Consider the following 9,951-nt stretch of genomic DNA (forward strand, 5'->3'; position numbering starts at 1 on the left):
GGTAAGGTTCAAGGGATGTACGGCCAGTCGATCTCGTCGCTGCGCGTGACGCCCGCCGTCTTCTGACGGCAAAGATCGACGAATTCGCGCATCCCGGCGGTCCGGAACTTGCGCCGGTGCCACACGAACTGGAAATCGCGCCGCAGGTCGAGTTCCGGCGTCTCGATGGCGACCAGGCTGCCGCGCCGGAACGCTTCGCGCAGCGCCAGGCGCGAAATGCAGCCGATGCCGAGACCGTGCTCGACCGCGCGCTTGATCGCCTCGGTGTGCTCCAGTTCGAGGCGAATGTTCGGATTGAAGCGATGCGCGCGCATTGCCTGATCGAGCGTTTCACGCGTGCCGGAACCGGCCTCGCGCACGATCCAGGACGCCTGTTCAAGGTCGCCGAGACGTGCCGCGCCTTGATGCGCCAGCGGGTGCGATGGCGCACAAAAGACGACCAGTTCGTCCGCGACCCAGCGTTCGACGACGAGTTCGGGATGCTGGCAATGACCTTCGACCAGCCCGACGTCGAGTTCGTGGCGCGCCACCTGCTCGACGATGCTCGCGGTGTTGCGCACGTGCAGTTCGGCCGACCCGGAAGGATGTCGCTTGAGATAGTCGGCGACGATCAGCGTGGCAAGATAATTGCCGATGGTCAGCGTCGCGCCGACACGCAGCTTCCCGTAGCCGGCACGCCCTTCCAGCGCGTCCTCGATCGCCTCGGCACGTTCAAGGATGTCGAGCGCGAGCGGCAGCAGCGACTGCCCCGACTCGTTGAGGCGCAGTCGCTTGCCGATCCGGTCAAAGAGCGGCGTTTCGTAGAGGCGTTCGAGCTCGGCGAGCGCCGTGCTGGTCGCCGACTGCGACAAGGAAAGCGCCTCGGCGGCGCGGGATACGCTCTCCTGGCGGGCCACGGCGGCAAAAACGGCTATTTGACGCAGAGTAAACTTCATATCCAAATCCCAGATATAAATTATCTAAACAATCTGTTTTACAGATATGTTAGGCCGAAATAGCATCGCTGGCATCGAAAACCTCCATCGAGATCGCCATGAGTTCAGCCGCTTCCCTCTCCTCGCAGCGCGTGCTTTCCGTCCATCACTGGAACGAAAACCTGTTCAGCTTTCGCACCACCCGCGATGCCGGCCTGCGTTTCATCAACGGCCAGTTCGTCATGCTCGGTCTGGAGCATGAAGGACGCCCGCTGACGCGCGCCTACAGCATCGCCAGCGCCAACCACGAGGACTTCCTCGAATTCTTCAGCATCAAGGTGCCGGACGGCCCACTCACCTCCAAGCTGCAGCACCTCACCGTCGGCGACGAGATCATCGTCAGCCGCAAACCAACCGGCACGCTCGTCCTGCGCGACCTGCGGCCGGGACGTACCCTCTACATGCTGGCGTCGGGCACCGGCCTTGCACCGTTCCTGAGCCTGATCCAGGACCCGGAGACCTACGAGCGCTTCGCAAAGGTCGTTCTCGTGCATGGCGTGCGCACCGTCGATGAACTGGCGTATCGCGACTTCATTTCGGACGAACTCACGCGCCACGAGTTTTTTGCCGAAATGGTGCGCGACCAACTGATCTACTACCCGACCGTGACGCGTGAGCCATTCCAGAACCGGGGGCGGATCACCGAGCTGATCGAAAGCGGCAAGCTGTTCGAGGACATTGGTCTGCCGTCGCTCGACCCGGCACACGACCGCGCGATGATCTGCGGCAGCCCGCACATGATCCGCGATTGCTGCGCCTTGCTGGATGCTCGCGGGTTCGAGGTTTCACCGCACATCGGCGCGCAGGGCGACTACGTCATCGAGCGCGCGTTCGTCGAGAAATGACGAGTTAACCCGAAAACCTCACCGCAAAGGCGCGAAGGCGCAAAGATCGCAAAAGGAAACAACCGCTTGATCGTACTTGACCATTCACCCTGTGGGTCAAGATGAAAGATAGGTGCTGTTCGCGTAGCGCTTTGATTTTCGTTGCGAACCTTTGCGATCTTTGCGCCTTTGCGGTGAAGAACCGAGTTTTTCAGGTTTAATCCGCAGCCAGTTTTCCTTGAAGCCGGACATACGCCTTGCTGTAGCCGTTTCCGGATGTCGTTTCGCGCATTTCATGATGTGAAGCGACGACCGAAGCTGCTAAAGTAGACCCGTTTACCCTCGTCCCTTCCAAGGAGAATCAAGCATGTTGCTGTCCCGCCTCAAAACCCTGACCTCCGTCGCGGTTCTGGCTGTCGCCAGTGTCGCCGCCCACGCCGCAGATCCGATGAAAGCCGGTTTCGTCTACATCGGCCCGACGGGTGACCACGGCTGGACCTACTCGCACGATCAAGGGCGCAAGGCGCTCGAAGCGCAGTCGGGCGGCAAGGTCACGACGACCTTCGTCGAAAGCGTGCAGGAAACCGCCGATGCGGAACGCGTTTTCCGCGATCTGGCGCAAAAGGGACACAAGGTCATCTTCGGCACGTCCTTCGGCTACATGAACCAGATGCTCAAGGTCGCCAAGGCTTTCCCGAAGACCACCTTCATGCACGCCACCGGCTACAAGACCGCGCCGAACCTGGGCGTTTACGATGTGCGTACCTATGAAGGCGCCTACATGCTCGGCGTCGTCGCCGGCAAGATGAGCAAGAACAACAAGGTCGGCTACGTCGCCTCGATCCCGATTCCGGAAGTCATCCGCAACATCAACGCCTTCACCGTCGGCGCGCGCAGCGTGAACCCGGCGATCACCACCAAGGTCATCTGGATCAACTCCTGGTTCGATCCGGGCAAGGAACGTGAAGCCGCCCTCGCGCACATCGCGCAAGGCGCCGACGTGCTGATGCAGAACACCGACTCGCCCGCCGTCGTGCAGACCGCGCAGGAGAAGGGTGCCATCGGTTTCGGCTGGGATTCGGACATGAGCAAGTTCGGCGGCAAGGCGCACCTCGCCGCGTCGATCCTCAACTGGGACGTCGTGTACAAGAAGGTGGTGGCCGATGTTGAAGCCGGCACCTGGAAGAACGAGTCGATCTGGTGGGGCGTCAAGGAAGGCGCGGTCAACATTGACAACTTCGCTGCCGACCTGCCGGCCGACGTGAAGAAGCTGGCCGAAGAGCGTCGCGACGCGATCAAGGCCGGCAAGCTGCACCCCTTCACCGGCCCGCTCAAGGACCAGTCGGGCAAGGAATTCCTCGCCGCCGGCAAGGCCTACACCGACGCCGACCTGCTCAAGATGAACTTCTACGTCGAAGGCGTCGAAGGCAGCATTCCGAAGTAATATCGGCGATCGCTACAACAGAAACGCGGCTCTCGGGCCGCGTTTTGTTTTCCGGGATACGCGTCTTGCTCAGGGCTTTGGCAGGCTCAACGCTCCGACTATAATTCGCCCCGTTCAATCATCTAAGGACTGTCCCATGAATTCCAAGATCAGCAGCCCCTACCGGGACGACATCGTGATCTCTTGGCCCGAACTGCACCGCGACACGCGCATCCTCTGCCATGCGCTGATGGAGAAAGGTCCGTTCAAGGGCATTATCGCCATCGCGCGCGGCGGCATGATCCCCGCCGCACTGATCGCGCGCGAACTCGAGATTCGCCTGCTCGACACGATCTGCGCTTCGAGCTACGACGAGTCCGAAGAGTCCGGCGCACAGAACACACGTTCGGATGTGAAGATTCTCAAGGGGGTCGATCACGACGGCGAAGGCTTCCTGCTGATCGACGACCTGGTCGATACCGGCAACACCGCGCGCGTCATCCGCAAGCTCCTGCCCAAGGCCTATTTCGCCACGCTTTACGCCAAACCGTTGGGTCGCGACGTCGTCGATCTGTGCGTCAAGGAGTTCAGCCAGGACAAGTGGATCTACTTCCCCTGGGACATCGACTACAAGTTCGTACCGCCGATCAAGAAGAACGTCTGAACGACGCCTTGAGGAGCGCAGATTTTCTGCGCGAGGGGCGGGTGGTGTTCCGATGGGGTGATCGCCCGGTAAAACCGGGCTCCTACAAGAGGCCTGCGATGCACGACGGTGTTTCTGCGCCTCGAATCAGGGCAGAAAGGGCTTGCCGAGCGACGCCGGGAGGTTGTTCTGCAACAGGCGACGGTCGCGCGAGATGATCACCAGCACGACGATCGTCGCGACGTAGGGCAGCGCGGCGAGGAACTGCACCGGCAGCATGATGCCCAGCCCCTGCGCGTGGAACTGGAGGATGGTGACGAAGCCGAACAGGTAGGCGCCGAGCAGCAGGCGGGTCGGCTTCCACGTCGCGAAAACAACGAGCGCGACGGCGATCCAGCCACGCCCGGCGCTCATGTTCTGCACCCAGAGCGGCGTATAGACCGTCGAAAGATAGGCGCCGGCGATGCCGGCCATCGCGCCGCCAAAGGCGACCGCGCCGAAGCGGATGAGGATCACCGGGTAACCGATCGCGTGCGCTGCATCGGGCGACTCGCCGACCGCCTTGAGCAGCAGCCCCAGGCGCGTCTTGCTCAAGGTCCAGGCGACGCTGGCGAAGGCGACGACGGAGAGATACACCACCGCATCCTGCACGAAGAGGATCGGCCCGAGCACCGGGATCTTCGAGAGCAAGGGGATGGCGATCGGCTTCAATCCGGGCAGGTTGTAGCTGATGTAGCTCTGTCCGACGAAGGCCGAGAGACCGACACCAAAGATGGTCAGCGCCAGGCCGCAGGCCGCCTGGTTGGCAGCGAGCGAGAGCGCGAAGAAGGCGAAGATCAGCACCGTCGCGGCGCCGGCGACGGCGCCTGCCGGCAGGCCGATCGCCGCACCGTAGCCGGTTTCGGCCGCCGCTGCAAAGCCGGCGATGGCGCCGACCAGCATCATGCCTTCGACGCCGAGGTTCATGACCCCCGTGCGCTCGGCGACGAGTTCGCCGAGACCCGCAAAGATCAGCGGTGTCGCCGCGGCCAGCGTGCCGGCCAGGATGGGAATGAGATGTTCGATCATGTTGTTCTCTCGAGCGAATCAGGCGGAACGACGCAGGCGGTTGTCGATGAAGACATCCGAGCCGAGCAGGAAGAAGAGCAGCATGCCCTGGAAGATCCCGGTAATCGCGAAAGGCATCTGCAAACCGACCTGCGCCGCTTCACCGCCAAGGTAGATGAGCGCCATCAGGAAGCCGGCGAGGACGATCCCGAAGGCGTGCAGGCGACCGAGATAGGCGACGATGATCGCGGCAAAACCGTAGCCCGGCGAGATGTTGAGGTTGAGCTGCCCGACCGGCCCGGCAATTTCACCGACGCCGGCGAGCCCGGCGGTCATCCCCGACATGACGAGGCTGAACCAGACCGTTTGCCGCGCCGAAAAACCGGCGTAGCGCGAAGCGGCCGGCGCATGCCCGCCCACTTCGAGCTGGAAATGCATGAAGCTGCGCGCGTTGAATAGCCAGAAGGCGATGACGGCGAACAGCGTCATATAGACCGAAGTGTTGACGCGCGAATCCTCGAGCAGGATCGAGAACAGCGCGCTGTCGCCGAACATGATCGACTGCGGGAAATTCATGCCGCCCGGATCGCGCCACGGGCCGTGCACCATGTAGGAGAGGATGAAGGTCGCGACGTAGGTCAGCATCAGCGTGGTCAGCGTCTCCTGCGCGTTGAAGTGCGTGCGCAGCCAGGCCGGCAGCGCACCCCAGAGCGCACCGCCGATCGCGCCGGCCACCACCATCGCCGGAATCACCCACGCCGAGTCGCTGCCGTCCATGTAGATCGCGACGCCGCCGCCGAACAGTGCGCCGATGATCAACTGCCCTTCGGCGCCGATGTTGTAGATGCGGGCCTTGAAGCCGATCGCCAACCCTTCGGCGATCAGGATCAACGGGCAGGCCTTGATCAGCAACTCGCTCCAGCCGTAGCTCGTTTCCATCGGCTGGATGAAGAAGACGTGGAACGATTCGACAACCGGCTTGCCGAGCGCCCAGAAGAGCAGCGACCCGACGACCAGCGTCGCGGCAATGGCGATCAGCGGCGCCGTCCAGCGCATCACCTTCGACGGGCGCGCACGCGGTTCAAGCAAGTGCATGGCGTGCCTCCTTGTGCGCGGCTGCTTCGTCGAACAGGCCGGACATCATCATGCCCACGGTTTCCGCATTCGTCTCGCTCTTCGGCATGGCCGGCGACAGCCGCCCTTGCGCCAGTACCGCAATGCGGTCGCTGATTTCGAACAATTCCTCCAACTCCTCCGAAATGACCAGGATCGCCACGCCGTTGCGCGACAGGTCGAGCAGCGCCTGGCGCAGCACGGCCGAGGCGCCGACGTCGACGCCCCAGGTCGGCTGGGCGACGATCATCAATTTCGGCTTGAGCATGATCTCGCGCCCGACGATGAACTTCTGCAGATTGCCGCCGGACAGCGAACGCGCGTCGTCGGCATGGCCGCCGCAACGCACGTCGAAGCGGGCAACGCACTTCTCCGCGAACTCGCGCGCCTTGCTGTAGCGCACCAGCCCCCAGTACTTCATGCCCTTGCGGTGCGCCGTCAGCAGGGCATTGTGGCTGAGCGAAAAGGCCGGCACCGCGCCGCGCCCGAGGCGCTCTTCCGGCACGAAGACGAGCCCCTTGGAGCGCCGCTGCCCGGCGTTGAGATGGCCGATCGGCACACCGTCGAGGTGAATCGCGTGTCGCTCGACCGTATCCTCGCCCGACAACGCCGCCATCAGCTCGGCCTGACCGTTGCCCGAAATGCCGGCGATGCCGAGGATTTCGCCGGCGTTCACCGTCAATGAGACATCGACCAGATCGGTGCCGAAGGTGTCGTCCGAAACCAGGTGCAATCCCTCAACGGCCAGCACCGTCCGCTGTTCGCCGGTAAAGGCGGGGGCCTGGCAGACCGGCAGCTCGCGGCCGATCATCATGCGCGCCAGGCTCGCCGGCGTTTCCTCGCGCGGCACGGCCTGGCCGGTGACCTTGCCGTGCCGGATAATCGTCGCGTGGTCGCACAAGGACTTGATTTCGTGCAACTTGTGGCTGATGTAGAGGATCGAGACGCCTTCGGAGGCCAGCTGGCGCAGCGTCTGGAACAAGGCCTCGACGGCCAGCGGCGTCAGCACCGAGGTCGGCTCGTCGAGGATCAGCACTTGCGGCTTCTGCAGCAGGCAGCGCACGATCTCGACGCGCTGCCGTTCGCCCACCGACAGGCTGTGCACCATCCGGTCCGGATCGAGCGGCAGTCCGTAGCGCTCGGAAACTTCCCGGACGCGCAGCGAAAGCCCCGGAATATCGAAGCGCTCGTCGAGCACCAGCGCGATGTTCTCGGCCACCGTCAGCGTCTCGAACAGCGAAAAATGCTGGAACACCATGCCGATGCCCTGCCGCCGCGCCCGCGCCGGATTGGCGATGTTCACCTCGTGGCCGTTCAGGAGGATCGAACCCGAGTCGGCCTTGACCGCACCGTAGATGATCTTCATCAAGGTGCTCTTGCCGGCGCCGTTTTCACCGAGAACGGCGTGGATCTCGCCCGGCATCACCGACAAACTGACATCCGAACAGGCAACGATACTGGGATAGCGCTTGGTAACGTTAAGCAGTTCCAAACGAGGAACGGGGGCGGTCATGCTTGCTCCGGCAGGAAATAGACGAACGGCCGGCCGACGGGCACCCCGAATGAAAGGCGGACACCAGTCAAAACTGACCGAAAAATCAAAGGCCGAATGATACACGCTTGCCGCCCGGGACTCGACGCAAAATGGGCCTCACGGAAGCCTTCCGACGATGAAATGGCCTTTTCAATCAATCGCCTTCGCACCTTCAGCCCATCCGCCGAAGATCACCGGCAAATCGTCCATCGACTGATCCACGCGCCCGAAATCACCCCCATATCCACAACAGATGGGAAGTCGCCGCCGGGGCGACCGCCTGATAGACTGGCGGCGATTTAAAACAAGTCGAGCCCCTCGCGAGCTCGGATGCCCTGAGTGCCGAACCTTGGGTTGCTGCAATCGATGTCGCCTGGCGGGGACGGTATCTCGTGCCCATGGAAGGACAACGGTTACCCGTCCGAGCGCGACATCAAGGGCCTGTTTGCCGACTTCGACACCACCAGCAACCACCTCGGCAATACCGTCAAGGGCAAGAACACCCGCCTGGCCGCCGTGCTCAAGGGAGTGGCCGAGATTGAGGGACAGGCCGCATGATTCTCGCGAACAAGCTCAACATCACCGACCACATCGACGACCGCGCCTTGTACATGAAAAGCATCAACGTGAGCTATTTCTACGAAGGCTACAGCGAATTCAAGACCGAGGAGCTGTAGGCCATGAGCAGCGTGTTGTTCTGGAAAAGCCGCTGGATGGGGTTGCGGTCGAGTGGAGAATGCTTGGGGAAATTACCTTGCCCACGACCAATATCAGATGGCGTGATACCCCGAGTTCGACAGTTGGAGGCCAAAAACAGCGGTTTTTAACCGGCTTGCCGAGGCGTTCCGTGATGACGCCGGCAAAGCCAGGCATCGCACGCCGGTCACGCTCGGCCGGCTCGATCAGTTGAGCGGCAGTCTCGACGCGGTCATCTCCGGACTGCTGAAGGCCGCTGACCAAGTCATCAACAAAAACGCCATTTGTTCCGCGTTTCGTTAAAAGAGATCAACTCCGGTCATGCTCCGCACGGCAACGGGAGGGGCTTCATGCTTTTTTTCGAATGACTTTATCACCGGCATTGCCGGGATTACGATGCTCAGGATACTCGACAAACGATCGCTAATGCCTCCCAGCGTTTCCTGCATATCCGAGCTAAAGTCGTAGACGTCGGCCAGTTCCTCGGCCATGGACGTAACCACATCAAGGATTTCGTTTTCCTGCTGGAGCGTCATGCCGAGCGCTGCGAAAGCTGACATCAGGCGATTCTGCAGATCCACCGTCAGCGAGGAACCACGGTAGCGTGCCAGGTTGTACTTCTTTTCGTAGGACGTAACGGCTGCCTTCAACTCGGCGATCAGGCTCCCGACGGCCTGACGCGCCTGTCGGTTCTCCTCGCGTGTGGACAGCGAGGCCAGCTTGGCATTGGCGCTCTCGCCGGCAATCGCCAGGTTGTCGCGGATACGCCCGCACAGATCGGGATCGTCGATCGGCACATTGCTGACCAGCACCGTGACATGCTCGAAGTTGTAGGCGGCCTGCCGCTTGAACTCGAAAATTCTCCCCATTTTCCGCACGTGCTTGATCACCGACACGTCGAGCGGCCAGTTGTCGCCGTGATGGCTGATGGTCAACTCGTCGTTGCCCATCCGCACCTGAATGGCACTCTGCAGCTGGTAGGCGCGCATCAGCGCCGCAAGTTCGTCGGCAACGGCACGCGGTGTATCGGACGTATTTTGCGCACGCAGGAACTTGATCAGCACGGCGAATTCGTCGAGGTTCGACAGTACCAGCGAGGAGAGTGTGTCCGATTCGACCGCGCGCTTGTACAGCGAACGATGTTCCAGACTGATCCGTTGCGCAGCGTCAACCTTCCGCGTCAGTTCGATCAGGTTGACCGGCTTGCTGATGAAATCAATGCCTCCGGCATCGTAACCTTCAAGCTTCGACTCCAGATCGTCAAAGCCTGACACGAAAATCACCGGGACGTTCTCCAGCCCTGCGATGCCGTGAATGCGCCGGCACAGCGCAAAACCATTTTCGTCAGGAAGGCAGACATCAAGTAACAAAATACCAGGCTTGCCCTCCCCCAATCCTCATGACTTAGCACTTTGTCATGGTGCGGATTTGTAGGCATGAGACTTGTGGGGTTTGGGTCGAATCGGTCGCGGTCGGTTTCGATTGGGGATGAATTTTTGAAGGTTTTTGACGATTTCGGAGAAGAGACTGGCGACGAGTCGGCCGGTCAGGCGAAGGCGACCGGAGAGCACCTGGTGTTGCCGGCTGCGCAAATCCGTAGAAATTTGGCGGCATAGAATGGCGGCTGAATTTGGCGTCGAGAGGTGCACGAAATTGGGGCCCATCGGGCCCCGTGTTTTGATGTCGCGGTTGTTCGC

11 protein-coding genes and 1 pseudogene are annotated in these 9,951 nt (G+C 61.7%); 5 read left to right on the top strand and 7 right to left on the bottom strand.

The window, feature by feature from the left end:
- Positions 1–8: 8 nt before the first annotated feature.
- The gene (locus KBA32_RS04630) at positions 9–935 is read right to left on the bottom strand and encodes a LysR family transcriptional regulator (RefSeq protein WP_294355961.1); all 927 of its coding nucleotides are present in this window, start codon (positions 933–935) and stop codon (positions 9–11) included.
- A gap of 98 nt (positions 936–1,033) precedes the next feature.
- On the opposite strand from KBA32_RS04630, the gene KBA32_RS04635 reads away from it, so the two are divergent.
- Entirely contained in the window at positions 1,034–1,819 is a 786-nt protein-coding gene (locus tag KBA32_RS04635) for a ferredoxin--NADP reductase (RefSeq protein ID WP_294355962.1), read from the top strand.
- Between the two features lie 96 nt (positions 1,820–1,915).
- On the opposite strand, the gene KBA32_RS04640 is transcribed toward KBA32_RS04635, so the two are convergent.
- Positions 1,916–2,050, bottom strand: coding sequence for a hypothetical protein (locus KBA32_RS04640; RefSeq protein ID WP_294355965.1), 135 nt, complete (start codon positions 2,048–2,050; stop codon positions 1,916–1,918).
- A 115-nt stretch (positions 2,051–2,165) separates the two neighbouring features.
- On the opposite strand from KBA32_RS04640, the gene KBA32_RS04645 reads away from it, so the two are divergent.
- Together KBA32_RS04645 and gpt are read left to right on the top strand one after the other, a co-directional pair.
- Positions 2,166–3,242: a BMP family ABC transporter substrate-binding protein gene (locus KBA32_RS04645; protein WP_367113743.1), complete on the top strand. Its 1,077-nt coding sequence runs from the start codon at positions 2,166–2,168 to the stop codon at positions 3,240–3,242.
- A gap of 136 nt (positions 3,243–3,378) precedes the next feature.
- Complete coding sequence (gene gpt / locus KBA32_RS04650; protein WP_294355966.1) at positions 3,379–3,885, top strand: xanthine phosphoribosyltransferase; 507 nt, start codon at positions 3,379–3,381, stop codon at positions 3,883–3,885.
- 126 nt (positions 3,886–4,011) lie between these two features.
- On the opposite strand, the gene KBA32_RS04655 is transcribed toward gpt, so the two are convergent.
- The 3 genes from KBA32_RS04655 to KBA32_RS04665 are packed head-to-tail and all read right to left on the bottom strand — an operon-like array spanning position 4,012 to position 7,537.
- Positions 4,012–4,932: an ABC transporter permease gene (locus tag KBA32_RS04655; protein ID WP_294355968.1), complete on the bottom strand. Its 921-nt coding sequence runs from the start codon at positions 4,930–4,932 to the stop codon at positions 4,012–4,014.
- Positions 4,933–4,950: 18 nt separating this feature from the next.
- Positions 4,951–6,006: an ABC transporter permease gene (locus KBA32_RS04660; RefSeq protein ID WP_294355969.1), complete on the bottom strand. Its 1,056-nt coding sequence runs from the start codon at positions 6,004–6,006 to the stop codon at positions 4,951–4,953.
- On the bottom strand, positions 5,993–7,537 hold the full coding sequence (locus tag KBA32_RS04665) for an ABC transporter ATP-binding protein (RefSeq protein WP_294355971.1): 1,545 nt from the start codon (positions 7,535–7,537) through the stop codon (positions 5,993–5,995). Before KBA32_RS04665 ends, KBA32_RS04660 begins: the two co-directional genes overlap by 14 nt.
- Positions 7,538–7,897: 360 nt before the next feature.
- On the opposite strand from KBA32_RS04665, the gene KBA32_RS04670 reads away from it, so the two are divergent.
- Positions 7,898–8,116, top strand: a complete 219-nt coding sequence (locus KBA32_RS04670) for a hypothetical protein (RefSeq protein ID WP_294355973.1) — start codon at positions 7,898–7,900, stop codon at positions 8,114–8,116.
- Positions 8,110–8,235, top strand: a pseudogene (locus KBA32_RS04675) (cell filamentation protein Fic); the annotation flags it as partial. The gene KBA32_RS04670 and the pseudogene KBA32_RS04675, both read left to right, overlap by 7 nt.
- A gap of 318 nt (positions 8,236–8,553) precedes the next feature.
- On the opposite strand, the gene KBA32_RS04680 reads toward KBA32_RS04675, so the two are convergent.
- The gene (locus KBA32_RS04680; protein WP_294355975.1) at positions 8,554–9,648 is read right to left on the bottom strand and encodes a response regulator; all 1,095 of its coding nucleotides are present in this window, start codon (positions 9,646–9,648) and stop codon (positions 8,554–8,556) included.
- Between the two features lie 21 nt (positions 9,649–9,669).
- A partial coding sequence (locus KBA32_RS04685) for a hypothetical protein (RefSeq protein WP_294355977.1) occupies positions 9,670–9,951 on the bottom strand: 282 nt, incomplete at its 5' end.

Source organism: Propionivibrio sp. (assembly GCF_017995515.1).
Classification (GTDB): Bacteria; Pseudomonadota; Gammaproteobacteria; order Burkholderiales; family Rhodocyclaceae; genus Propionivibrio.

What these genes read in the sequence shown, in the direction of transcription:
- KBA32_RS04630 (WP_294355961.1), bottom strand. Translation starts at nt 935, where the DNA reads ATGAAGTTTACTCTGCGTCAAATAGCCGTTTTTGCCGCCGTGGCCCGC.
- KBA32_RS04635 (WP_294355962.1), top strand. Translation starts at nt 1,034, where the DNA reads ATGAGTTCAGCCGCTTCCCTCTCCTCGCAGCGCGTGCTTTCCGTCCAT.
- KBA32_RS04640 (WP_294355965.1), bottom strand. Translation starts at nt 2,050, where the DNA reads ATGTCCGGCTTCAAGGAAAACTGGCTGCGGATTAAACCTGAAAAACTC.
- KBA32_RS04645 (WP_367113743.1), top strand. Translation starts at nt 2,166, where the DNA reads ATGTTGCTGTCCCGCCTCAAAACCCTGACCTCCGTCGCGGTTCTGGCT.
- gpt (WP_294355966.1), top strand. Translation starts at nt 3,379, where the DNA reads ATGAATTCCAAGATCAGCAGCCCCTACCGGGACGACATCGTGATCTCT.
- KBA32_RS04655 (WP_294355968.1), bottom strand. Translation starts at nt 4,932, where the DNA reads ATGATCGAACATCTCATTCCCATCCTGGCCGGCACGCTGGCCGCGGCG.
- KBA32_RS04660 (WP_294355969.1), bottom strand. Translation starts at nt 6,006, where the DNA reads ATGCACTTGCTTGAACCGCGTGCGCGCCCGTCGAAGGTGATGCGCTGG.
- KBA32_RS04665 (WP_294355971.1), bottom strand. Translation starts at nt 7,537, where the DNA reads ATGACCGCCCCCGTTCCTCGTTTGGAACTGCTTAACGTTACCAAGCGC.